This window comes from Achromobacter sp. 413638 (assembly GCF_043119405.1).
Lineage (GTDB): Bacteria > Pseudomonadota > Gammaproteobacteria > Burkholderiales > Burkholderiaceae_B > Achromobacter.
This window is the reverse complement of sequence record NZ_JBICCO010000066.1, coordinates 17572-40253: the sequence shown is the minus strand read 5'-3', so window position 1 is coordinate 40253 and position 22682 is coordinate 17572. Positions and strand designations below refer to the sequence as shown.

Here is a 22682-nt window from a genome sequence, read left to right as displayed (position 1 = left end):
CCCCCCCCCCGCCCCCCCCGCCCCCCGCCGCCCCGGGGTGGGGGGCCCGCTTCGTTTCCGGCGCTCGCGCAGGCCGAGTCCTCGGGCCATGGCTGTTGGGATGTCGCCTTTGGGACCTTGTCGAGGGATGGGGCGGCGACTCGCGGCATGGAGCGGAGCTGGATCCAGCATGGCGCGCATTCCCCATTTTGATGCGCGGGAGGGGCGGAGTCGTGCCCGCGCGGCACGCTTCTGGTGCGCGTGGCCTCGCGTTCAGCCCGTCGCCAGCGCGGCGTCACCGGATTGAAACCTGGCACGGGCCTTGCTTGAAGAGCAGCGAGCCGTCGCCATTGATCCGATGCGCCGGCCGGCCAGACGGAAACGCCCCGTGGGCGTTCCGCCGACTCCCTTCATCCGACCAGGACTCCGCACCATGAAGAAGACGCTGCCAGCCTTGCCCCTCGTGTTCGCTGCATGTTTCGCCGCGGTCGCGCAAGCCGAGCCCACCGATCTGGGCGGCGGCTTCTCGCTCAGCGGCAATGCCGCCATCGTCAGCGACTACCGCTTCCGTGGTTATTCGCAGACCGACTTCCGTCCTGCGGCGCAGCTGGGCATAGACCTGACCCACAGCTCGGGCTTCTACCTGGGGAACTGGAACTCCAATGTGTCCAGTTTCGTCTACACCGACGGCAATCTGGAAATGGACTTCTACGGCGGCTGGAAGGGGGATGTGGGCGGCGGCCTGACGCTGGACGCGGGGGTGCTGCACTACTACTACCCGGGTTCCAGCTCGCCCAAGGGCGGCAACTACAACAACACCGATCTCTACCTGGCCGCGACCTACGCCAACTACACGCTGAAGTACTCCTACACGCCCGGCGACTTCTTCAGCACGCCCGACAGCAAGGGCACCTGGTACCTGGACGGCACCGCCAATTTCGACCTGGGCGACGGCTGGGGCCTGGTCGGGCACCTGGGCTATCAGAAGCTCAAGAACCAGATCAACATGAATGGCGATTCCATCAGCCATTACGTGGACTACAAGCTGGGCGTGACCAAGGATCTGAAAGGTTGGGTGCTGGGCCTGGCGGCCGTGGGCGCGACCAAGGACAACTGGCTGCCGACCAAGTACGGCCATCCGTCGGGACGTTTGGGGGCGGTGTTCTCGGTGGCGCGCAGCTTCTGAGGGACCGAAGGCGGCCGGCGGGGCGCGCCCCGCCCGGACGCGGGCCGACGGCGGTCCCGCGCGGGGGCGGCTGCGGCGCTCCCGCCGCTCGCTTTACAATGCGCGGTTGCATGTAATCCTGGACCGCGCAAGATGTCTGACGTTTTGAATATCGAATCCCTTGACCTGGAAGCCCGCGGCATCGCCCGCCGCGAGGGCAAGGTCGTGTTCGTGGAGGGCGCCCTGCCGGGCGAACGCGTGGTGGCCACCACCGTGCGCCGCAAGCCGTCCTATGAAATCGCCCGCGTCGAGGAGATCCTGCGTCCGTCCTCGCAGCGCGTGGTGCCGCGCTGCCCGCATTTTGGCGTCTGTGGCGGCTGTGCCATGCAGCACCTGGAGCCCAGCACCCAGGTGGCGATCAAGCAGCGTTCGCTGGAGGACACCTTCTGGCACGTCGGCAAGCTCCGTCCCGCGCGCGTGCTGCCGCCCCTGCAGGGCCCGACCTGGGGCTACCGCTACCGCGCCCGCCTGTCGGTGCGGGTGGTGCCGAAGAAGGGCGGCGTGCTGGTGGGCTTCCATGAGCGCAAGAGCAGCTATGTGGCCGATATGCGCGAATGCCATGTGCTGCCGCGTCACGTCAGCGACCTGCTGCTGCCCTTGCGCGCCATGATCGCCTCGATGTCCGCGCCCGATCGCATGCCGCAGATCGAGGTTGCGCTGGGCGAGGGCGTGACCGCGCTGGTGCTGCGCCACCTGCTGCCGCTGACCGACGGCGATATCGCCATCCTGCGCGCGTTCGCGGCCAAGCATCAGGTGCAATGGTGGCTCCAGCCCAAGGGGCCGGACACCGTGCACGCGCTGGAGCCTGCCGATGCCGACGCGCTGGCTTACACCATGCCGGAATTCGGCCTGCGCATGCCGTACCGTCCCACCGATTTCACGCAGGTCAACCACGCGATCAACCGTTCGATGGTGTCGCGCGCGCTGACCCTGCTGGAAGTGCAGCCCACCGACCGCGTCGCCGACCTGTTCTGTGGCCTGGGCAATTTCACGCTGCCGCTGGCGACCCAGGGCCGCGAGGCGGTGGGCGTGGAAGGCAGCAAGATGCTGACCGACCGCGCCTTCGAGGCCGCCGCGCGTCACGGGCTGGCGGCAAGCACCAGCTTCGCCACGCTGAACCTGTTCGAAGTGGATGTGGAATGGCTGCGCGGCCTGGGCTATTTCGACCGCATGCTGATCGACCCGCCGCGCGAAGGCGCGCAGGCCGTGGCGCAGGCGCTGTCGCTGCTGGCGGCCGAAGAACGTCCGCGCCGCATCGTCTACGTGTCCTGTAATCCGGCCACGCTGGCGCGCGATGCCGCCATCATGGTGCACGAGGGCGGCTACGTCCTGAAGAGCGCAGGCGTGATCAACATGTTCCCGCACACCGGTCACGTCGAATCCATCGCCGTGTTCGAATCGTTGGACGCCGAGGGCGTGCGCGAGGCGCAGCAGCGCGCCCGCGAAAAAGCCGAGGCGGCCCGCCTGGCCACTGAGCACCCCCCCGTCGCCGCCTGAGACGCAGGGGGATCTATTCCCCTTGCAGGCTTTCCAGGATCGGGCAGTCGGGTCGCCCGTCGCCATGGCAGTTCTGCGCCAGGTGCTTGAGCGTGGCGGCCATGTCGCGCAGGGCTTCGGCCTTGCGCTCCAGTTCCTGCACATGCTCCAGCGCGATGCGCTTGACGTCGGCGCTGGCGCGGCTGCGGTCGCGCCACAGCGCCAGCAGCTCGTTCATCTGCTCGACCGAGAATCCCAGGTCGCGCGCGCGGCGCACGAAACGCAGCGTGTGCAGTTCGTGGTCGCCGTAGACGCGGTAGCCCGACTCGGTGCGCAGCGCCGGGCCGATCAGCCCGATGCTCTCGTAGTAGCGGATCATCTTGGCGGATATGCCCGTGGCCTGGGCGGCTTGTCCGATGTTCATCTCGTGGGCTCCAGTGTGGTCCGGCGCGGGGCTCAGGCCCGCGCGGCCTGCGGGCGGAAGGTCTTCAGGCGCAGCGCATTGCCCAGCACGAAGACGCTGGACAGCGCCATGGCGCCGGCGGCGAAGATCGGCGACAGCGACAGGCCGAAGGCCGGATACAGCGCGCCGGCGGCCAGCGGGATCAGCGCGGCGTTGTAGGCGAAGGCCCAGAACAGGTTCTGGCGGATGTTGGCCAGCGTGGCGCGGCTGAGCGCGATGGCGTTGGGCACGCCGTTCAGATCCTCGGCCATCAGCACGACGGACGCGGCCTCGATCGCCACGTCGGTGCCCGTGCCGATGGCGATGCCGGTGTCGGCGGCGGCCAGCGCCGGCGCGTCGTTGATGCCGTCGCCGACGAAGGCCACCTTGCGGCCGCCCTCGCGCAGCGCGGTGATGGCGGCCACCTTGCCGTCGGGCAGGACTTCGGCGCGCACCTCGTCGATGCCCAGCTCGCGCGCCACGGCCTGCGCGGTGTGGCGGTTGTCGCCGGTGATCATGGCGGTCTTCAGGCCCTGCGCGTGCAGCGCGGCGATGGCGGCCACGGCCGAGGGCTTGACCGGGTCGGTCACGGCCATCATGGCGGCGGCGCGGCCGTCCACGGCAACGAAGATCGGCGTCTTGCCCTGGTTGCCCCATTCGGCGGCGCGTTCACCGAAGACGCCGACGTCCACGCCGCGCTCGGCCATCAGGCGGGCGGCGCCGGCCAGCACCTTGCGGCCGCCGACCACGGCTTCCACCCCCGCGCCGGTGATGGCGGCGAAACCCTCGGCGGGCAGCAGCGCCAGCTTGCGCTCGGCGGCGGCCGCGACGATGGCGACGGCGATGGGGTGCTCGGAGCGGGCCTGCACCGACGCGACCCACAGCAGGACTTGCTCGGCGTCATGGCCGGGCGCGGCGTCCAGGCCGGTCAGCGTGGGCTTGCCCAGCGTCAGCGTGCCGGTCTTGTCGAACGCCACGACCTGCACGTCGCGCAGCGTCTGCAGCGCGTCGCCCTGGCGGAACAGCACGCCCATTTCCGCGGCGCGGCCGGTGCCCACCATGATGGAGGTCGGCGTGGCCAGGCCCATGGCGCAAGGGCAGGCGATGATCAGCACGGCCACGGCATTGACCAGCGCGTGCGACAGGGCTGGCGCGGGGCCGAGGAACAGCCAGAGCAGGAAGGTGAGCAGGGCCACGCCCATCACGGCCGGCACGAACCAGCCGGTGACGCGGTCCACCAGCGCCTGGATGGGCAGGCGCGCGCCTTGCGCGGCCTCGACCATGCGGATGATGCGCGCCAGCATGGTGTCCGCCCCGGTATGGGTCACGCGCAGCGTGAAACTGCCGGACGTGTTCAGCGTGCCGCCGGTGGCCTGCATGCCGGCCACCTTCTCGACCGGCACGGGCTCGCCCGTGAGCATGGACTCGTCCACATAGGAATTGCCTTCGATGATTTCGCCGTCCAGCGGGATCTTCTCGCCGGGACGCACCAGCACGATCTCGCCCTTGCGCACCTGCTCGATGGGCAGGTCCACGGGCTGGCCGTCGCGCATGACGCGGGCGGTGCGCGGCTGCAGGCCGATCAGACGCTGGATGGCCGCGCCGGTGCGGCCCTTGGCGCGCGCCTCCAGCATGCGGCCCAGCAGAATCAGCGTGACGATGACGGCGGCCGCCTCGAAATAGACGTTGCGGGCCGCCTCGGGCAGCCACTGCGGCGCGAAGGTGGCCACCACGGAATAGCTCCAGGCGGCGCCGGCGCCCAGCGCCACCAGCGAGTTCATCTCGGGCGCGCGCCGCCACAGGGCCATGAAGCCCTTGCTGAAGAAGTGCCGGCCCGGCCAGGCCAGCACCAGCGTGGTCAGCGCGAATTGCAGCAGCCAGCTGTTCTGCCGGCCGATATTGGCCAGCACCCAGTGGTGCATGGCGGGAATCAGGTGCGAGCCCATCTCCAGCACGAAGACGGGCAGGGTCAGGGCCAGCGAGATGCCGAAGGCCTGCTTCAGGCGGCGGGCCTCGGCGTCGCGGGCCTCGGCCTGGCGTTCGGCGTGATCGTCCTCGGCGGCGATGGGGCGGGCCTCGTAGCCGATCTTGCCGACGGCGTCCACCAGCGCCTGGGCGTCGGCGGCGGTCGGGTCGAAGGCGACCCGCGCGCGCTCGGTGGCCAGATTCACCTGGGCCTGGGCCACGCCCGGCACGCGGGTCAGGGCCTTCTCGACGCGCTTGACGCAGGACGCGCAGGTCATGCCCTCGATGGCGAGCTCCAGCTCGCTGGAAGAGGCGGGGATGGCGATGTTCATGGCGGGTCTCTTTCTATCCGGGAAGCCCACAGTTTCATCCTTCCCATTGTTGGAAGGTCAAGCCTGATTCTACGCTTGACCTTTCCATGATGGGAAGGTTTACAGTGCTGCCATGCCTGGGATCATTCCAGGCCGTCCCTGAATCTTTCGGAGAGCATCCATGAGCATCGAGTTCCAAGTCCCCGACATGACCTGCGGCCACTGCGTCAAGACCATCACCGGCGCCGTCACGGCCGCCGTGCCCGGCTCGGCGGTGGTCACGGACCTGGCGACGCACCGCGTGACGGTGACCGGCACGGACCAGGCGGACAAGGTCGAGGCCGCCATTCGTGACGCGGGCTACGAGCCGGCACGCGTCTGAGCGTCCCGCCAGGCGGCCTTGGCCCTGGCGCGCGCCTGATGGATTTCATAGAGTTCATCAGGCGTTTTCTATTTTCTTATTGCTTAAAACTATCGATCAATTAAAACAATTAAATTTGATATATCGATAGTGGCGATTTATCATTCTTTCCATGGTGGTTGAACAGAACCCCGCTACCCCAAGGAGAGATTGAATGCTGCAAAACCGTGAAGGCCAACGTGTTCCCAACGTCACGTTCCCCGTCCGCGAGGGCAACACCTGGAAAAAGCTCACGTCCGACGACATCTTCAAGAACAAGACGGTCGTGGTCTTTTCGCTTCCCGGCGCTTTCACGCCGACCTGCTCGTCGACCCACCTGCCGCGCTACAACGAACTGGCGCCCGCGTTCTTCAAGGAAGGCGTGGACAGCATCGTGTGCGTGTCGGTGAATGACACCTTCGTGATGAACGAATGGGCCAAGGACCAGGAATCGGCCAACATCACGCTGCTGCCCGACGGCAACGGCGCCTTCACCGAAGGCATGGGCATGCTGGTCGACAAGAGCGACCTGGGTTTCGGCAAGCGCAGCTGGCGCTATTCCATGCTGGTCAAGGACGGCGTGGTGCAGAAGATGTTCATCGAGCCGGAAAAGGAAGGCGATCCCTTTGAAGTGTCGGACGCCGACACCATGCTGGCGTACTTCGCGCCCAAGGCCAAGAAGCCCGACCAGGTGGTCGTGTTCTCCAAGCCGGGCTGCCCGTTCTGCGTGGAAGCCAAGGCGCTGCTGCAGGACAAGGGTTTCGATCCGATCGAGATCCCGCTGGAGAACAAGGTCCGCGGCCGCGTCATCGGCGCCGTCTCGGGCAAGGGCACCGCGCCGCAGGTGTTCATCAACGGCTCGCTGATCGGCGGCCTGGACGACCTGAAGGCGCACTTCGCCTGACAGGCATCAGGCATGCCGGGCCCGGGCGGCCCGGCATGTCGCGCGGCTCCGCGCCTTGTGTGGTGGAGCCCGCGCGCCGAATCCCCCCCGCTGCGCGCGTTCCTGCGCGGCCCCGTCCGGGCGCCGCGGGGACGGTCGCGTCCCGAGCCCGCGCAGCAAGGCGAATTCGCCCTAGGCAAGACACCGCACAACCACGCCATATCGGGAGCACATGGATATGAAGACTTTGCATACTGACGTCGCCGTCATCGGCGCCGGCACCGCCGGCCTGGCCGCTTATCGCGCCGCCCGCGCCGCCGGCAAGCGCGCCTTGCTGATCGAGGGCGGCCCCTATGGCACGACCTGCGCGCGCGTGGGCTGCATGCCGTCCAAGCTGCTGATCGCCGCCGCCGAGGCCGCGCATGCCGCGATGCATACCGATGCGTTCGGCGTGCGCGTGGAAGGCGAGGTCAGCGTCGATGGCAAGGCGGTCATGGATCGCGTCAAGCGCGAGCGCGACCGCTTCGTCGGCTTCGTGCTGGACGGCGTGGAGAACATTCCCGCCGAGGACAAGATCCGTGGCCAGGCGCGCTTCGTGTCGGACACCGTGCTGCGCGTGGATGAGCATGCCGAGATCCAGGCTTCGCGGGTGGTGATCGCCACCGGCTCGCGGCCGTCGGTGCCGCCGCCGCTGCGCGACTTGGGCGACCGGCTGGTCGTGAACGACGATGTGTTCGCCTGGGACGATCTGCCGCGCCGCGTGGCCGTGTTCGGCCCCGGCGTGATCGGACTGGAGCTGGGTCAGGCGCTGGCGCGCCTGGGCGTCGAGGTGCGGGTGTTCGGCGTCAGCGGCAGCCTGGGCGGCATCAGCGACCCGCTGGTGCGCCAGAGCGCCCGCAAGATCTTCCAGCGCGAGTTCTACCTGGATCCGGACGCCCGCGTGCTGGAAACCAGGCGCGTCGGCGATGAGGTCGAGGTGCGCTACGTGGCGCTGGACAACAGCGAGCGCACCGAGCGCTTCGACTATGCGCTGGTCGCCACGGGCCGCCGCCCCAATGTGGACGGGCTGGGCCTGGAGCACACCTCGCTGGCATTGAACAGGCAGGGCGTGCCGCTGTTCGACCGCGAGACCATGCAGGCCGGCGATGCGCCCATCTTCATCGCCGGCGACGCCAACGCCGACGCGCCGCTGCTGCACGAGGCCGCCGACGAGGGCCGCATCGCCGGCGAGAACGCCGCGCGCTATCCCGATGTGCGCCCCGGTCTGCGGCGCGCGCCGCTGGCGGTGGTGTTTTCGGATCCGCAGATCGCGCTGGCCGGACAGGGCCACGCGCGGCTGGTGCCGGGCACCTTCGTCACCGGCCAGGTGGATTTCGGCGACCAGGGCCGCTCGCGGGTGATGCTGAAGAACCGGGGCATGCTGCACGTGTACGCCGACATCGCGACCGGCCGTTTCCTGGGCGCCGAGATGGTCGGTCCCGGCGCCGAGCACATCGGCCACCTGCTGGCGTGGGCCGTGCAGCAGGAGCTGACCGTGGCGCGGATGCTGGAGATGCCGTTCTACCACCCCGTGATCGAGGAAGGCCTGCGCACGGCGTTGCGCGATGCCGCCGCCAAGCTGGCGCAGGCGCGCGAGGCGCTGCAGGTGGAGGAAACCGTTTGAACGGTTGAAACCGGGGCCGCAATGGCGGCCCCGCTTGCCCTCGCGACTACTTGCCGGCGCCGAGCGCGCTGTTGTACGCGGCGGCCAGCCTGCGCACGCCTTCGCGGATCTGGTCCACGTCGGGCGCGGCATACGACAGCCGCATGGTGCCGGCCTTGGGATTGGCCGCATAGAAGGCCGCGCCGGGCACGAACAGCACGCCCTGTTCCACGCAGGCCTGGAACAGCGCGCCGGGCGTCAGGTCGTCCTGCGCCTCGGCCCAGATGAACATGCCGCCTTCCGGCGGATTGGCCAGGATGCGGCCGCCGAGTTCGGCCTGCAGCATGTCGACCATGGCCTGCATGCGGGCGCCGTACTCGCGCCGGGCGCGTTCCACCGTGTCCGGATAGCGGCCGGCGTTCAGGTACTCCGCGGCGATCAGCTGCGCGATCGGCGAGGTGCACAGATCGGTGGTCTGCTTGGCGATGGCGCAGCGGCGGATGACTTCGGCCGGCGCCACCATCCAGCCGACGCGCAGCGCCGGCGCCAGCGTCTTGGACAGGCTGGACAGGTAAATCACCGGATTGGCCGACGGCAGCCTCGCGCCCAGCGCGTGGATCGGCTCGACCGCCGTGGACGAGAAGCGCAGCTCGCCGTAGGGATCGTCCTCGACCACGACCACGCCGTGCCGCGCCGCCAGGCTCGCCAGCTGCGCGCGCCGTTCCTGGGACATCAGCGTGCCGCAGGGGTTGGAGTAGGTCGGGACGGTGTAGATGAGCTTGGGCAAGGCATCGGCCGGCGCGTTCGCCAGCAGCGTTTCCAGCGCATCGATCCGCATGCCCTGGGCGTCCACCGGCACCTGCTCGATGCGCGCGCCGGCCAGGCGCAGCGCCTGCAGCGTCGCCGGATAGGAGGGCGATTCCACATAGACCACGTCGCCGGGTTCCACGAACACGCGCACCAGCAGGTCGAAAGCCTGTTGCGAGCCCGTGGTCACCAGGATGTCCTCGGGCTTCGCCTCGATGCCGCGCGCGCCGCAGAGCCGCGCCAGCGCCTCGCGCAGCGCCGGGGCGCCCTCGGTCGCGCCGTACTGCAGGATGCCGGCGCCCTGGGCGAAGACCCGTTGCGCGGCCTGTTCGATGCCGGCGCCATCCAGCAGCGTCGGCGAGGGATAGCCGCCGGCGAAGGAAATCATGCCGGGACGGCTCAGGTAGGGAAACAGTTCGCGGATGGGCGAACCGGCCGGTTCGGCGAAGGCGGCGGCGTAGGGAGAGTGGCTCATGGTCGGCTCGTTGCGCGGGGGGCGGACGTTCAGGCGGGCAGGGCGGCGTCTTCGGCCTGGCCCAGCAGGGCGCGGACGCGCGCCAGCGATTCGGCCTGGGCGGCTTCGTACAGCGCGATCTCGTCGTGCACGGCGCAGCCCAGGTCGCGTTCGAAGGCCGCGCGCGCTTCGTTGGCCGAGTAGTTGCGCTGCTCTGCGCTGCCCAGGTTCGAGCGGAAGATGCCGGCCGCGCTCACGGGCAGGAAGTCCTCGTAGGTGATCGGATTGGCTTGCACCAGGCCGCGGGCCAGCAGCGCATCGATATCCAGGTCGGCGGCCGACGGGTCGGCGTGGCGCAGGCCGTCGTCGGTCAGCGCGTAGCGGAAGAAGGCCAGGCCTTCGGCGCGCAGCGTGTCCAGATCGTCGGGGAATTCGGTGAAGACCTCGGCCAGCCGGTCTTCGTAGCGCTGGCCGGGCGCCTGTTCGCGGGCGCGGGCAAGCAGCGCGTCATAGCGCTGGCGGCCCTTGCGGGTGAGCGCGATGCCGCGCTGCTCGACTTCGCCGAAGCGCGCGGTATGGGTGCCGGCGGTGTCCGCGCCCAGGAAGCGGACCGGTTCCTCCAGCGCCTTGAAGCTGGTCTGGCGCAGCAGGATGGGGTGCTTGCGGCGTGGCGGGCCTTCGACCACTTCCTTGGCTGGGATGCCGCGGCCCGGCATGGCGGCCTGCAGCGCGTCGATGTCCAGCGTGCGCGGGGTCAGGTGGTTGATGTGCGGGCCGGCGAAACAGACCACGTCGGCGATCAGGCGATGGGCGTCGTGCAGGGCCTGGTAGGTCTCGGCCGTGACGGTGGCCTCGCTGTGCCAGCGGAAGGTCTCGCGCACCTGTTCGACGAATTCGTCCGCCTGGGCGCTGTCCAGGCCGCCGTCCCGTTCGAACTGCTCGGTCAGCGCCAGCGCGCGCGCCGTGAAGATGTTGCGCCGTTGCAGGATCTCGCGCGCCTGGGCGGCCAGCGCCTGGTCTTCGAGCAGTTCCAGTCGCAGCAGCGAGGTGAACACGCGGAAGGGATTGGCCGCCAGCGCCGCGTCGCCCACGGGGCGGAAGGCGGTGGAATGGACCGGGATGCCGGCGACCGACAGGTCGTAGTAGCCGACGGGCTCCATGCCCATGACCGCGAACACGCGCCGCATGGTCGCCAGTTCGGCGGCCGTGCCCAGGCGGATGGCGCCGTGGCGCTCCAGGTTCAGCCGCTCCAGGCTGGCCGAGCGCGCCAGGCTGTCGCGCAGTTCAGGCGATCCGGCCAGCACGTCGGCGTTGATGTCGGCGACCAGATCCAGCAGGGTGCCGTACTGCGGCACTTCCTGGCGGTACATGTCGGACATGGCGCGCGAAAAACGGGTGCGGATGTCATCCGGGGAAACGAGGGAGGAGCGGGTCATGGCAGGAAACGGGGTCAGGGTAGGGAAAAGTCGGCCGGGAATGGTCATGTCATTCATTAAATACATGAAAAATTCCCGATTGCGTGATTCTCCTGGTGTGTGCTCAAGAGGGTCAACCGACATTTGTGTCTGAGGTCATTCATAAATAGAATGAACTCCCATGAAATTCCCCCGCAAATACCTGCCCTCCATGTCCGTGCTCTGCGCCTTCGAGGCGGCCGCCCGCCACCAGAGCTTCACCGGCGCGGCGCTGGAACTGAGCCTGACGCAAAGCGCCGTCAGCCGGCAGATCCGCGCGCTGGAAGAGCTGCTGGGCACGGACCTGTTCGTTCGAGAGCGTCAGACCGTGCGGCTGAACAAGGCCGGCGAGGCCTATGCCCGGGAAATCCGCGAGGCGCTCAAGCGTGTGTCGGCGGCCACGCTGGGCTTTCGCGCCAATCCGCAGGGCGGCACGCTGAACATCGCGATCCTGCCCACCTTCGGCACGCGCTGGCTGGCGCCGAGGCTGCCGGCGTTCATGGCGGCCAATCCTGGCATCACCATCAACCTGGCCACGCGCCCGGAGCAATTCGATTTCGCCACCGAGCCTGTGGACGCGGCGATCCACTTCGGCCTGCCGGTATGGCCGGGGGCCGAGCTGGATTTCCTGATGAGCGAGCAGGTGGTGCCGGCATGCAGCCGGGCGCTGCGCGGGCAGTTCGATTTCCAGGCGCCGGCGGACCTGCTGAAGGCGCCGCTGCTGCACCTGGAAAGCCGGCCCGATGCCTGGGAACGCTGGTTCCACGCCATGGGCGTGCAGGCCCAGGGCGTGAACGGCATGCTGGTGGATCAGTTCGCGCTGGCCTCGCAGGCGGCCATGTCGGGCCTGGGGGTGGCGCTGTTGCCGCGCTTCCTGATCGAGGCCGAACTGGCGCGCGGCGATCTGGTGCTGGCCATCGACGCGCAGGTGGAAAGCGCCGAGAAATACTATCTGGCCTGGCGTCCGAGCCAGGCCAGCTATCCGCCGCTGCAGGCGTTCCGCGCCTGGCTCGCGGCGGCGGCGCGGCAAGCCTGAGGCGGACGACCGCTCAGGTGTTCTCGCGGTATTGCAGCGTGAAGCCGGCCCGGTCGTCCTGCGCCAGCTCGCGCGCCAGATAGGGCATGGCAGGCTTGAGCGCCTCGTGCAGCGTCCAGGGCGGATTGACCAGGAACATGCCGCTGCCGTGCAGGCCGTAGCCGTCGATGGCCGCCTTCTTGACGGTCAGCGTGGCGTGCAGCCAGCTCTTGACCTTCAGGTTTTCCAGATGGCGGGCCATCTCGTTGGCCTCGCGCCGCTGCACCAGCGGATACCAGACGGCGATGGTGCCGGTGGCGAAACGCTTGATGCACTCCTTGACCGTGTTCAGCGTGCGGCGGTAGTCGTTCTTGTCTTCATAGGAAGGATCGATCAACACCATGCCGCGCCGCGTGGGCGGCGGCAGCAGCGCCTTCACGCCTTCGAAGCCGTCATCGCCGTAGATGGTGGTCTGGCGCTGGGCGTTGCGGTCCAGGTGTTCCAGGTTGCCGACCAGCGTGTCGATCTCGGTCGGGTGCATCTCGAACATGCGCAGCCGGTCCGACGGACGCAGCGCATCCAGCGTCAGCCACGGCGAGCCGGGATAGCGCCGCAGCCGGCCGTTGGTGTTATAGGCGCGGACGCGCTGCATGTACTCGGCCAGGATGGGCGGCAGGTCGTCGCGCTCCCAGAGCCGGCCGATGCCGTCGGCGGACTCGGCGGTCTTGGTGGCCCAGTCGCCGTCCAGGCTGTACAGGCCGGCGCCGGCATGGGTGTCGATGACCCAGTACGGCGCGTCCTTGCGGTTGAAGTAATCCAGCGTGTGGACGAGGATGGCGTGCTTGAGCACGTCGGCGTGGTTGCCGGCGTGGAAGGCGTGGCGGTAGCTGAACACGGGCGCCCGGTCCTTTAAGCCTGGACGGGCCGGATCGCGGCCAGCTCGTCGGTGAAGATGCCGTCGATGCCCCAGTCGAGCAGCAGGCGCGCGCGTTCCGGATCATTGACGGTCCAGGCGGCGATGCGGTAGCCGGCCGCGTGCACGGCGTCGATCAGCTCGCGGGTGGCGTCCTTCTGGTTGATGTTCAGCGCCACGCACTGATATTTCTGCAGGCGCGCCAGCCAGTCGGCCGGGACCTTTTCCACCAGCAGCGCGCGCGGCAGCTCGGGCGCAGCTTGCAGCGCCGCCGCCAGCGCCTCTTCGGCGAAGGACGAGAGCAGGGGGGCGGTGGCCGATTGCTTCCACAATTCGCGGGCCGCCAGCGCCACGGCGCGGCCGGTCTCGGCCTCGCGGCCCGGGCAGGGCTTGATCTCGACGTTGCTGGCGATGCCGTTGGCGACGGTGTAGCGGGCCACGGCGGCGAAGGTGGGCAGCGGCTCGCCGGCGTAGGCGGCCGAGTGCCAGCCGCCGAAATCCAGCTGCGCCAGTTCGATGTAATCCTTGGCGGCGGCCGGGCCGTGGCCGTTCGAGGTACGGTCCACGTCATCGTCGTGCATCAGCACCAGCACGTTGTCGCGGCTGAGCTTGACGTCGTACTCGAACATGGTGAAACCGTGTTCGGCGCCGACGCGCATGGCGGCCAGCGTGTTCTCCGGCGCCAGGCGGCCGCCGCCGCGGTGGGCGATGTAACGGGAGTAGGGCCAGGAGGGGAGGTTTGCGGTCATTTGGGTGTTGCTTGAGTGTTCTACGGAGCAGGGTTGCAAGGATACTCCTAATGGCCTATTTCAGCGGCGCCTTGCCCTGCGACACGTCCATGATCATGCGCGTCGACAGGTACAGCCGGGGCACGATGCTGCCGATCTGTATGTACTCCGCGTCATTGGAGTGGGCGCCGAAGCCGGACAGGCCCATGCCCTCGATGACCGGGCCGCGCGCCTTCAGCGCGGCGAAGGCGGCGTCGGTGCCGCCGCCGCTGGCGCGGTCCACCACCTTCATGGGCAGGCCCAGCTCCTGGTAGATGGCCACGCCGTGCGAGGCCAGCGCGCGCGAGGCGGCGGTGGCCTCCAGGGGCGGGCGGCGCACCTCGAACTTCACGCTGACCTTGGACTCGGGCAAGAGCTTGTTGCGCGACTTTTCCTCCAGCGTGCGCGCCAGCGCGTCGAAATCGGCCACGCGCAGCGCGCGGGCGTCGGCCTGGGCCGTGGCCTGGCCCGGGATGACGTTGCGGTTGGTGCCGGCCTGGGCGATGGTCCAGTTCAGCTTCAAGCCTTTTTCGGGCTGCGACAGCTTGTCCATCTGCAGCACCTGGTGGGCCAGCTCGTACAGCGCGTTGATGCCGCCCTCGGGCCGCGCGCCCGCGTGCGAGGTCTTGCCCTGCACCGTCAGGTAGGCCGCGCCGATGCCGCTGGTGGCCAGCGTCAGCCGGGCTTCGGCGCCGCCGCCTTCATACGAGAACACGGCGTCCTGGTCGGCCGCGAGGGCGGTGATGGTGTCGCGCGCGCCCGGCGAGCTGATTTCCTCGTCGCCGTTGATCAGCACGGTGATCTTGCCGTAGCCGCGGAAGTCCAGCTTGCGCAGCAGGGCCAGGGTGTGGATGATGGCCGCCACGCCATGCTTGTCGTCGGCGATGCCCAGGCCATAGGCCTTGTCGCCGTCGATGCGGAAGGGCTGGTCCTTGAGCATGCCGTTGCGGTAGACGGTGTCCATATGGGCGATCAGCATGATCTTCCTGTCGCCGCTGCCCAGGAACTCGGCCCGCACCATGGGGCCGACCTTCTCCGGCGTGTCGTCCAGGCGGAAGACCTGGGCGGACTGGATGATCTCGGCCTTGCCACCCAGCGCCGCCAGCCGGTCGCGCACCAGCGCGGCGATGCGCTCCACGCCTTCGACGTCCTTGCTGCCGGATTCGATGCCGACCAGGTCGCGCATGGTGTCCAGCATGGCCTGCCGCTCGGCCTGGGCGGCCTCGTGCACGGCCGCCACGGGCGCGCTCCAGGCGGCGGCGCTGCCCAGGAACAGGACGGCGGCGCCAGCGGCGCGGGCGAGGAAAGGGCAAAGGCGCGGAGTCATCATGAACGCAAACCTCGTTTGTCGCTGGGCGCCGGGCGCCCGGGAACGGACCACGATACGGGCCGGGCCGGCGCGCCGGAACCGGGGTTTCCCTGCTTGACGCACTGGCGCCGGGCGATGATCAAAGGAATCTGAACATCGCGCGCGGGCGGGAAATGCTAAAATCCCGCGGCTGATCCGGTGTATAACCGGTGTGGGAACAAGGCGAAGCTCGTTCGCCTTTTTTTATGCGTTTTCGTGCGGCTCCCGGTTTACTTCCGGAGCGCGGCAACAGGGATTCCATGTTCGAATTTATTCGCAGCCATCGTCGCTGGATGCAGTTCATTCTGCTGCTTCTGATCGTGCCGTCCTTTTTCCTGGTCGGCATACAAGGCTATGAAAGCTTCATGCGCAAGGAGCCCGAGCTGGCCACGGTCGCGGGCCAGCCCGTCACCCGCGCCGAGTTCGATCAGGCCCACCGCAATCAGCTGGAACAGTTCCGCCAGCGCATGGGCGCGCAGTTCGACCCCGCCGTGGTCGACACGCCGTTCCTGCGCCAGGGCCTGCTGAACGAGCTGATCAATCAGCGCCTGCTGGCCAACGTCGCGATCGACAACCGCTTCTCGGTGTCGGACACCACGCTGCGCAACTACATCACCAAGATCCCCACCGTCCAGGCCAATGGCGACTTCTCGATGGAACTGTACCGCCAGATGCTGGCGGCGCAGGGCCTGACCATGAACGGGTTCGAAGCCGGCGTGCGCCGCGACCTGGCGATCGGCCGCGTGCTGGAGCCCGTGGGCATGACTGCCCGCGCGCCCGCCGAAGTGGTGGCTTCGCTGGAAACCGCGCTGACCCAGACCCGCACGGTCCAGCTGCGCCGTTTCGCCGCCGCCGACTATCGCTCGAAGGTTGACGTGAGCCCGGCCGACATCCAGGCCTGGTACGACGCCAACAAGCAGCAGTTGCAGATTCCCGAACAGGTCCAGGTGCAGTACCTGGTGCTGGACGAAGCCGCCGCCACCCAGGGCGTGCAGGTCAAGGACGAAGACCTGGCCTCGTACTACGAGCAGAACAAGACCCGCTTCGGCCAGCCCGAGCGCCGCCGCGTCAGCCACATCATGATCAACCTGCCGGCCGGCGCCTCGGAAGATGCGCGCAAGGCGGCTCGCGCCAAGGCCGACGAGCTGGACAAGCTGGCCGTGGCCGACCCGTCCAAGTTCGCCGAACTGGCCCGCAAGGAATCGCAGGACGCCGGCTCCGCCGCCAATGGCGGCGACCTGGGCTGGCAGCAGAAGGGCGCGCTGCCCGGCTCGCTGGACAAGGCCGCCTTCGGCCTGAACAAGGACCAGGTCTCCGGCGTGGTCGAAAGCCCCAGCGGCCTGCACATCCTCAAGCTGACCGAGATCCAGCCCGCCGCGATCAAGCCGCTGGCCGAGGTCAAGGATCAACTCACCGGTGAAGTGCGCAAGCAGCTCGCCGCTGTGCGTTTCTCGGAAATGGCCAGCCAGCTGAGCAAGCAGGTCTATGACCAGCGCGACAGCCTGCAACCCGCCGCCGACGCGGTCGGCCTGAAGCTGCGCACCGCCACCGGCGTGACCCGCGAAGGCCTGCTGCCCGCCGACAAGGCCGGTCCGGGCTCGGCCGCCGGCGGTCCGGACGCCGCGCTGCTGGACAACCCGCGCGTGCGCCAGGCGCTGTTCTCGGCCGATGTGCTGCGCGAAAAGCAGAATTCCGGCGTGATCGAACTGGCCCCGGACACCATGCTGGCCGTGCGCGTCGCCGCCGTGGAGCCGGCCCACGTGCCGCCGCTGGACAAGGTCAGCGAAACCATCCGCGCCAAGCTGCTGGACGAGCGTTCGGCCGAAGCCGCCCGTCAGGCCGGCGAAGCCGCCCTGGCCGCCGACAAGGCCAATCCGGCCGCCTCGCCCGAAGGTTTCGCCGGTGCGGTGACGGTGTCGCGCCAGGATCCTGGCGGCCTGCCGCGCGCGGTGCTGGACGCCATCATGCGCCAGCCGGCCGCCACGTTGCCCGCCTACGTGGGCGTGCAGGCGGGCGCCGACTACACGGTGGCTCGCCTGGAGAAGGTCGAGCCCGGCAAGGTCGAGCAGGCCGAGCGCGAGAGCCTGGCGAGCCAGTTGTCCGGAGCCTATGGCCAGGCCGAGAACGAGGCCGTGGTGCGCATGCTGCGCGAGCAGTACAAGGTGCAGGTGCTGCCGGCTTCGGCCGACGCCATCAAGGGCGAGCAGCCCGCCTCGGCGGGCTGACCCCCTAGTTGAGCAGTGGCCGCAGCGCCGGCCACACGTTATCGAGCAGTTGGGGCTGGGCATCCTCGTTGGGATGGATGCCGTCAGCCTGGAACATGGCCCGGTTCGTCGCAATGCCTTCCATCAGGAAGGGGACGAGCCGGGCTTTTTCGTCCTTGGCCACCGTGGGGAACAGCTGCGCGAAGCGCTGCGTGTAGTCGCGCCCGTAGTTGGGCGGGATCTGCATGCCCACGATGACCACGTCGGCGTCGGCCTGGCGCGCGGCCTGGGCCATGTTGCGCAGGTTCTGCTCGGTCATGGTCAGGGACAGGCCGCGCAGCGCGTCGTTCGAGCCCAGCTCCAGCACCACCACGGCCGGCGCGTGCTGGCGCAGCAGCGCCGGCAGGCGGGCGACACCGCCGCTGGTGGTGTCGCCGCTGATGCTGGCGTTGACGACCTTGTACTTGGGGTATTGTTGCGAAATCCGCTCGGACAGCAGCGGCACCCAGCCGGTGCCGCGCTTGATGCCATATTCGGCGGACAGGCTGTCGCCCAGCACCAGCACCGCGCGCGGCGCGGAACCTTGGGCCGAGGGGGCAGTCTGAGCGTGGCCGGGCGCGATGGCGGCGGCGGTCAGGACGGACGTGTACAGCAGACGGAAAAATAGGCGCATGGATAGCAATAACTCGATCGAGGTGAAAGGGCTGGGCAAGCGGGTCGCCGACGCCGGCGGCACGCTGTCTATCCTGGAAGGAATCGATTTTACGGTCGAGGCGGGCAGCGCCGTGGCCATCACGGGCAGCTCGGGCTCGGGCAAGTCCACCTTGCTGGGACTGCTGGCCGGGCTGGATGTTCCCAGCGCGGGCAGCGTGAGGCTGGCCGGCCAGGATCTGTTCGCCCTGGACGAGGACGGCCGCGCACGGCTGCGCGCCAACCATGTGGGCTTCGTGTTCCAGTCGTTCCAGCTGCTGCCGAACCTGACCGCGCTGGAAAACGTCATGCTGCCGCTGGAATTGGCCGGCCAGCCGGCGCGCGAGGCCGCCCAGGCCATGCTCGAGCGGGTGGGGCTGGGCGAGCGCCTGCACCATTACCCGCGCACGCTGTCGGGCGGCGAGCAGCAGCGCGTGTCGCTGGCGCGCGCCTTCGTGGTGAACCCGGACCTGCTGTTCGCCGACGAGCCTACCGGCAGCCTGGACGCGGCCACGGGCGAGAAGGTGATCGACCTGATGTTCGACCTGCACCGCGAGCACGGCGCCACGCTGGTGCTGGTGACGCACGATCCGCAGCTGGCGGCGCGTTGCGGCCGCCAGCTGGTGCTGGCGGCGGGACGGATGGCCTGACGGCCTGGCGGCGGTCCGGACGCCGGCCCCGGGTGCCAATGGGCGCTGGGAGCGGATCCGCCGAGTTCTTCCTTACTTCGTCTTGGCCACCGCCTGGCCCCAGGCGGCCACGACCGCTTCATATTCCTGAGCCGCCGCTTCCTGGCTGATCGGGAAGATCTTGATCGAGGCCAGGTCGGGCAGGGTGGTCAGGCTGGCCACGGCCACATCGCTGCGGGTGGGGCGGCGGAAGTTCTTCACCAGCTGCGCTTCCTGGGCCTCCTTGCTGAGCAGCCCTTCATACAGCGCCTGGGCGGCCTGCGCGTTCTTGGCGCCCTTGATGATGAACATGCCTTCCGGCGCCAGGTAGCTGCCCTCGGCCGGGTAGACCAGCCTGATCTCCTTCTGGCCGCCGGCGACATATTCCTGGGCGGCGTATTCCAGAGTCATGCCGGCGGCGTATTCGCCCGCCGCCACGCCCTTGTAGGTCGTGCCCGACGAGGCCGTGATCACGGCGTTGGCCGCGATCCTGTCCAGGCCGGCCTGGCCGAACTGCTTGTACAGGCCGTAGACGAGCATGTAGGCCGTGCCGCTCTTGGACGGATCGGTGATGGCGAACTTGCCTTTCCATTGCGGCTGCATCAGGTCCGACCAGGACGCCGGCGCGGCCAGGCCCTTGAGCTGGCGCTCGTTGACCATCAGCACCATCACGTGCACGTTGGTGCCGACCCACAGGTCGTCCGGACCGCGGAACTCGGCCGGGATCTTGTCCAGGTCGGCCGGGCGGTACGGCTGCAGGTGCTGGCGGTAGGCGCCCAGCGTGCCGAAGCCGCCGCTCCAGAACAGGTCGCCGCGCGGGTTCTGCGCCTCGGCCTCGATGCGCTTCATCATGGTGCCGGTGCCGCCCGTGACCGGCTGCACGTTCAGCGACGGCGACTTCTTCTTGACGGCTTCCAGCGCCGTCTCGATGGTCTCGGTGTTGTTGGACGAGTACAGCACCACGTTCTGGGCCTGGGCGGCGCCGCAGGCGACCGAGGCGGCCAGCAGGCCGGATTGCAGCAGGTGTTTGATTTGCATGACGAGTCTTCCTGGGACGGGTTATTTGCCGGAAAAGAGCTTGATGCGGAACGCCTTCACCGACACGATGATGGGCAGCACGATCACGGTGACCAGCGCGGCGCCATAGGCCGAGGCCATGCCCAGGCGGCCGCCGTCGACCTGCCGGAAGATGGCGATGGGCATGGTTTCCAGGCCGCCGCTATAGGCCACGATGGACGCCGACAGTTCGGAGATCGTGGTCAGCCACATCAGCAGGGCGGCCGAGATGATCGAGGCCTTCATGGCGGGCAGCACGACCTTGAAGAAGGTCATCAGCGGCGACACGCCCAGGCTGATCGAGGCTTCTTCGATCGAGTCGGGGATGTTGAACAGCACCGACGAGGCGTTGCGCACGGCGAAGGGCAGGCGCCGCACCGTGTAGCACAGCACCATGATGGCCGAGGTGCCGGCCAGCACCAGCCAGCCGGTGTTGAAGGTCTGCACCAGCGCGATGCCCAGCACCGTGCCCGAGATGGTCAGCGGCAGCACCACGATGTAGTCCAGCGCCTGGGTGTAGGCGCTGCGCTTCTTGATGGTCAGGTAGCTGACCAGCACCGCGAAGGCCACGCCCAGCACCGTCGCCAGCGAAGCGAACTTGAGCGAGTTCAGGATGGGTTCGGGCGCGCCGTGCAGCGCGCGCTGCATGCTGGCCAGCGACCAACTGCCCCAGTGCATGACCGGCCCGCTGGTCTTGGTGAAGGCGGCCACGAATACGATGATCAGCGGCAGCAGCGACACCAGGATCACCAGACCCACGCCGCCGGTGTAGAAGATCGAGGCCCACGAGCGCACCCGCACGGCGGCCGGCGCGCGGCCCTGCGTCATGGTGTAGACCTTGCGCTCGACCACGCGCTTCTGGAAGAACAGCACGATGGCCACGATGGCGATGGATACCACCGACATGGCGCTTTGCAGCGTGGGGCTGCCGCCCATTTCGCTGACGAAGGTGTTGTAGGTCATGACCGACAGCAGCGGCACGCGGCTGCCCAGCAGCATGGCCAGCGCGAAATTGCCCACCACCAGCGTGAACACCACCAGCGCGTTGACCAGCACGGCCGGCAGCAGCACCGGCACCAGCACGCGCAGCTTGGTGGTCAGCGGCGGCGTGCCCAGGCTCAGGCCGGCTTCCTCCAGCTGTCCGTCGAAGCCGCGCAACGCGGCCAGCACGCCCAGGTAGATGTAGGTGTAGTACACCAGCGTCATCGAGAAGACCATGCCGGTCCAGCCATAGAACGAAGGCAGCGAGATGCCGGCGTCGCCCAGCAGGTTGGTCAGCAGGCCGTTGTTGCCCAGCAGCAGCAGCCAGGACTGGCCGACGATGATCTCCGGAATCACGATGGTGAGCACGGGCAGGATGGCCACCAGGTTCTTCAGCGGGAAGTCGTAGCGCGCCACAATGTAGGCGAAGGGCACGCCCACCAGCACGGTGCAGGCGGTGACGGCCAGGCCCAGGATCAGCGTGTTGCCGAAGGCCTCCAGGTACTGCGAGTCCGCCAGCAGCGCGCGAAAGCCCTGCAGCGTATAGCCGCCGTCCGGGCCGGTGACGCTGTTGGCGAACAGCACGCCCAGCGGATACAGCACGAAGAACAGCAGCAGGATCAGGCTGATCGCGGTCAGCAGGCCCCAGGGCCACCATTTGATTTTCATGGCTGGCGCGTCCTCAGGCGTTCACGACCCGGCTGTCGGCGGGGATCAGCACCTGCACGGCCTCGCCGGGCTGGAACTGGGCGACCATATTGCCCGCGTGCAGTTCGACGCGGAGTTCCGAGCCGTCCTCCAGCGCGATGCGGTAGGCGGTCTTGAAGCCCAGGTACTGGCGCCGCAGCACCTTGCCGGGCAGGGTGTTGGGGACGTAGGGCGCGGGCGCCATCAACGCCAGTTCCTCGGGCCGCGCGATCAGCACGCCGCGCGCGTCCAGGCTGCCCGCGCCCTGCACGCCGTCGAAGTCGCGGCCGCACAGCTGGTAGCGCACCAGGCCTTGCGGAGCCTGGCCCGGCACGGCCTGGGCCGGCACCGGGATCACGTTGGCCGAGCCGATGAAGTCCGCCACATAGGCATTGACCGGCGTGCCGTACAGTTCCTCCGGCGTGCCCAGCTGGGCGATGCGGCCGTGGTCCATGATGGCGATGCGGTCGGACATGGCCAGCGCTTCTTCCTGGTCGTGCGTGACGAACACGGTGGTGATGCCGGCCTCGCGCACCAGGTCCAGGATCACATCGCGCATCTGCAGGCGCATCTTGGCGTCCAGGTTGGACAGCGGCTCGTCCATCAGCAGCACGCGCGGCCGGATCACCAGGGCGCGTGCCAGCGCCACGCGCTGGCGCTGGCCACCGCTCATCTGCGCCGGGTAGCGCTGGGCCAGCGCCAGCAGCCCGACCTTGTCGAGCGCCTCGTTGGCGCGCCGGGTGATCTCGGCGCGCGCCACGCCGCGCGCCCGCAGGCCGTAGGCCACATTGTCGAAGGCGCTCTTGTCCGGGAACAGCGCGTAGTCCTGGAACACCATGCCGATGTCGCGGCGGTGGGCGGACACGCGGGTCACGTCGTCCTGGTCGAACAGCAGGCGGCCGCCGTCGGGCGCGTGAAAGCCCGCGATGCACCGCAGCAGCGTGGTCTTGCCGCAGCCGCTGGGCCCCAGCAGCGTATAGAACGCGCCGTCCGGGATGTGCAGGGAAAGGTCGCGCAGCACCTGCTGCCCGCCGAAGGTCTTGACGATGCCGTCTACCGTGATCGATGCCATGTTGGATTCCTGCGAGGGATAGCCGGCATGATAGGAAGCGTCAACCGGCGCGACCAGCGACGTTTCTTAAGGCGTGGCGTTAGTTTTTCTAAGAGGTCGGCGCCGCCGCTATCCCCTAGAATGCCGCTGCATGGACGCGCGCCCGCACCGAGCGGGCCGTGGACCGGAAAAATAACGACACGACAAGGGAAACCGTGGGAAATCGCAGCACAGACTCGCGCCGCGCAGGCCGGCGGGCGGGCG

19 protein-coding genes are annotated in these 22682 nt (G+C 68.6%); 8 read left to right on the top strand and 11 right to left on the bottom strand.

The window, feature by feature from the left end; genetic code table 11:
* The first annotated feature begins 412 nt into the window (after nt 1–412).
* Nucleotides 413–1165, top strand: coding sequence for a TorF family putative porin (locus ACEU5R_RS22975; RefSeq protein WP_392411890.1), 753 nt, complete (start codon nt 413–415; stop codon nt 1163–1165).
* 132 nt (nt 1166–1297) lie between these two features.
* A complete protein-coding gene (gene rlmD, locus ACEU5R_RS22970; protein WP_392411887.1) occupies nt 1298–2701 on the top strand; it encodes a 23S rRNA (uracil(1939)-C(5))-methyltransferase RlmD in 1404 nt (467 codons plus the stop codon).
* A gap of 13 nt (nt 2702–2714) precedes the next feature.
* Here rlmD and cueR read toward each other — a convergent pair whose 3' ends face one another.
* Complete coding sequence (cueR, locus tag ACEU5R_RS22965; protein WP_392411885.1) at nt 2715–3104, bottom strand: Cu(I)-responsive transcriptional regulator; 390 nt, start codon at nt 3102–3104, stop codon at nt 2715–2717.
* A 32-nt stretch (nt 3105–3136) separates the two neighbouring features.
* Nucleotides 3137–5419 (bottom strand): heavy metal translocating P-type ATPase, encoded by a 2283-nt coding sequence (locus tag ACEU5R_RS22960; RefSeq protein WP_392411884.1) that lies wholly within the window; start codon nt 5417–5419, stop codon nt 3137–3139.
* Nucleotides 5420–5579: 160 nt separating this feature from the next.
* On the opposite strand from ACEU5R_RS22960, the gene ACEU5R_RS22955 reads away from it, so the two are divergent.
* From ACEU5R_RS22955 to ACEU5R_RS22945, 3 genes are all read left to right on the top strand, one after another.
* The gene (locus ACEU5R_RS22955) at nt 5580–5780 is read left to right on the top strand and encodes a heavy-metal-associated domain-containing protein (RefSeq protein ID WP_103274584.1); all 201 of its coding nucleotides are present in this window, start codon (nt 5580–5582) and stop codon (nt 5778–5780) included.
* Between the two features lie 193 nt (nt 5781–5973).
* Nucleotides 5974–6702, top strand: a complete 729-nt coding sequence (locus ACEU5R_RS22950; RefSeq protein WP_103274583.1) for a glutathione peroxidase — start codon at nt 5974–5976, stop codon at nt 6700–6702.
* 217 nt (nt 6703–6919) lie between these two features.
* Nucleotides 6920–8344, top strand: coding sequence for a dihydrolipoyl dehydrogenase (locus tag ACEU5R_RS22945; protein ID WP_392411882.1), 1425 nt, complete (start codon nt 6920–6922; stop codon nt 8342–8344).
* Between the two features lie 46 nt (nt 8345–8390).
* Here ACEU5R_RS22945 and ACEU5R_RS22940 read toward each other — a convergent pair whose 3' ends face one another.
* Nucleotides 8391–9605 carry a PLP-dependent aminotransferase family protein gene (locus tag ACEU5R_RS22940; protein WP_392411881.1) on the bottom strand — a complete coding sequence of 405 codons (1215 nt, stop codon included), beginning with the start codon at nt 9603–9605 and terminating at the stop codon, nt 8391–8393.
* Between the two features lie 29 nt (nt 9606–9634).
* Nucleotides 9635–11020, bottom strand: a complete 1386-nt coding sequence (locus ACEU5R_RS22935; protein WP_392411879.1) for a VOC family protein — start codon at nt 11018–11020, stop codon at nt 9635–9637.
* A 160-nt stretch (nt 11021–11180) separates the two neighbouring features.
* On the opposite strand from ACEU5R_RS22935, the gene ACEU5R_RS22930 reads away from it, so the two are divergent.
* Nucleotides 11181–12074: a LysR family transcriptional regulator gene (locus ACEU5R_RS22930; RefSeq protein ID WP_103274581.1), complete on the top strand. Its 894-nt coding sequence runs from the start codon at nt 11181–11183 to the stop codon at nt 12072–12074.
* 13 nt (nt 12075–12087) lie between these two features.
* Here the strand turns inward: ACEU5R_RS22930 and ACEU5R_RS22925 are convergent, their stop codons facing one another.
* Genes ACEU5R_RS22925 through ACEU5R_RS22915 form a run of 3 tightly spaced genes read right to left on the bottom strand, consistent with a single transcriptional unit; the run spans nt 12088 to nt 15060 of the window.
* The gene (locus ACEU5R_RS22925) at nt 12088–12948 is read right to left on the bottom strand and encodes a 23S rRNA (adenine(2030)-N(6))-methyltransferase RlmJ (RefSeq protein WP_103274580.1); all 861 of its coding nucleotides are present in this window, start codon (nt 12946–12948) and stop codon (nt 12088–12090) included.
* A 14-nt stretch (nt 12949–12962) separates the two neighbouring features.
* Complete coding sequence (ugpQ, locus tag ACEU5R_RS22920) at nt 12963–13715, bottom strand: glycerophosphodiester phosphodiesterase (protein WP_392411877.1); 753 nt, start codon at nt 13713–13715, stop codon at nt 12963–12965.
* A gap of 55 nt (nt 13716–13770) precedes the next feature.
* Entirely contained in the window at nt 13771–15060 is a 1290-nt protein-coding gene (locus ACEU5R_RS22915) for a M20/M25/M40 family metallo-hydrolase (protein ID WP_392411894.1), read from the bottom strand.
* Nucleotides 15061–15341: 281 nt separating this feature from the next.
* On the opposite strand from ACEU5R_RS22915, the gene ACEU5R_RS22910 reads away from it, so the two are divergent.
* A complete protein-coding gene (locus ACEU5R_RS22910) occupies nt 15342–17306 on the top strand; it encodes a SurA N-terminal domain-containing protein (RefSeq protein WP_392411876.1) in 1965 nt (654 codons plus the stop codon).
* 4 nt (nt 17307–17310) lie between these two features.
* Here the strand turns inward: ACEU5R_RS22910 and ACEU5R_RS22905 are convergent, their stop codons facing one another.
* On the bottom strand, nt 17311–17958 hold the full coding sequence (locus ACEU5R_RS22905) for an arylesterase (protein ID WP_199770864.1): 648 nt from the start codon (nt 17956–17958) through the stop codon (nt 17311–17313).
* On the opposite strand from ACEU5R_RS22905, the gene ACEU5R_RS22900 reads away from it, so the two are divergent.
* The gene (locus ACEU5R_RS22900; RefSeq protein ID WP_199770863.1) at nt 17957–18625 is read left to right on the top strand and encodes an ABC transporter ATP-binding protein; all 669 of its coding nucleotides are present in this window, start codon (nt 17957–17959) and stop codon (nt 18623–18625) included. The genes ACEU5R_RS22905 and ACEU5R_RS22900 overlap by 2 nt on opposite strands.
* Before the next feature lie 72 nt (nt 18626–18697).
* On the opposite strand, the gene ACEU5R_RS22895 is transcribed toward ACEU5R_RS22900, so the two are convergent.
* Genes ACEU5R_RS22895 through ACEU5R_RS22885 form a run of 3 tightly spaced genes read right to left on the bottom strand, consistent with a single transcriptional unit; the run spans nt 18698 to nt 22439 of the window.
* Nucleotides 18698–19681, bottom strand: a complete 984-nt coding sequence (locus ACEU5R_RS22895) for an ABC transporter substrate-binding protein (protein ID WP_392411873.1) — start codon at nt 19679–19681, stop codon at nt 18698–18700.
* A 21-nt stretch (nt 19682–19702) separates the two neighbouring features.
* Nucleotides 19703–21349, bottom strand: coding sequence for an ABC transporter permease (locus tag ACEU5R_RS22890; RefSeq protein ID WP_392411871.1), 1647 nt, complete (start codon nt 21347–21349; stop codon nt 19703–19705).
* A gap of 13 nt (nt 21350–21362) precedes the next feature.
* A complete protein-coding gene (locus ACEU5R_RS22885; RefSeq protein WP_103274573.1) occupies nt 21363–22439 on the bottom strand; it encodes an ABC transporter ATP-binding protein in 1077 nt (358 codons plus the stop codon).
* Nucleotides 22440–22682: the final 243 nt, after the last annotated feature.

Excerpts from the sequence above, each read along its gene's own strand:
- ACEU5R_RS22975 (WP_392411890.1), top strand. The coding sequence starts at position 413 with ATGAAGAAGACGCTGCCAGCCTTGCCCCTCGTGTTCGCTGCATGTTTC.
- ACEU5R_RS22930 (WP_103274581.1), top strand. The coding sequence starts at position 11,181 with ATGAAATTCCCCCGCAAATACCTGCCCTCCATGTCCGTGCTCTGCGCC.
- ACEU5R_RS22940 (WP_392411881.1), bottom strand. The coding sequence starts at position 9,605 with ATGAGCCACTCTCCCTACGCCGCCGCCTTCGCCGAACCGGCCGGTTCG.
- ACEU5R_RS22945 (WP_392411882.1), top strand. The coding sequence starts at position 6,920 with ATGAAGACTTTGCATACTGACGTCGCCGTCATCGGCGCCGGCACCGCC.
- cueR (WP_392411885.1), bottom strand. The coding sequence starts at position 3,104 with ATGAACATCGGACAAGCCGCCCAGGCCACGGGCATATCCGCCAAGATG.
- ACEU5R_RS22910 (WP_392411876.1), top strand. The coding sequence starts at position 15,342 with ATGTTCGAATTTATTCGCAGCCATCGTCGCTGGATGCAGTTCATTCTG.
- ugpQ (WP_392411877.1), bottom strand. The coding sequence starts at position 13,715 with ATGACCGCAAACCTCCCCTCCTGGCCCTACTCCCGTTACATCGCCCAC.
- ACEU5R_RS22950 (WP_103274583.1), top strand. The coding sequence starts at position 5,974 with ATGCTGCAAAACCGTGAAGGCCAACGTGTTCCCAACGTCACGTTCCCC.
- ACEU5R_RS22905 (WP_199770864.1), bottom strand. The coding sequence starts at position 17,958 with ATGCGCCTATTTTTCCGTCTGCTGTACACGTCCGTCCTGACCGCCGCC.
- ACEU5R_RS22900 (WP_199770863.1), top strand. The coding sequence starts at position 17,957 with ATGGATAGCAATAACTCGATCGAGGTGAAAGGGCTGGGCAAGCGGGTC.
- ACEU5R_RS22895 (WP_392411873.1), bottom strand. The coding sequence starts at position 19,681 with ATGCAAATCAAACACCTGCTGCAATCCGGCCTGCTGGCCGCCTCGGTC.
- ACEU5R_RS22885 (WP_103274573.1), bottom strand. The coding sequence starts at position 22,439 with ATGGCATCGATCACGGTAGACGGCATCGTCAAGACCTTCGGCGGGCAG.
- ACEU5R_RS22955 (WP_103274584.1), top strand. The coding sequence starts at position 5,580 with ATGAGCATCGAGTTCCAAGTCCCCGACATGACCTGCGGCCACTGCGTC.
- rlmD (WP_392411887.1), top strand. The coding sequence starts at position 1,298 with ATGTCTGACGTTTTGAATATCGAATCCCTTGACCTGGAAGCCCGCGGC.
- ACEU5R_RS22960 (WP_392411884.1), bottom strand. The coding sequence starts at position 5,419 with ATGAACATCGCCATCCCCGCCTCTTCCAGCGAGCTGGAGCTCGCCATC.
- ACEU5R_RS22890 (WP_392411871.1), bottom strand. The coding sequence starts at position 21,349 with ATGAAAATCAAATGGTGGCCCTGGGGCCTGCTGACCGCGATCAGCCTG.
- ACEU5R_RS22935 (WP_392411879.1), bottom strand. The coding sequence starts at position 11,020 with ATGACCCGCTCCTCCCTCGTTTCCCCGGATGACATCCGCACCCGTTTT.
- ACEU5R_RS22915 (WP_392411894.1), bottom strand. The coding sequence starts at position 15,060 with ATGACTCCGCGCCTTTGCCCTTTCCTCGCCCGCGCCGCTGGCGCCGCC.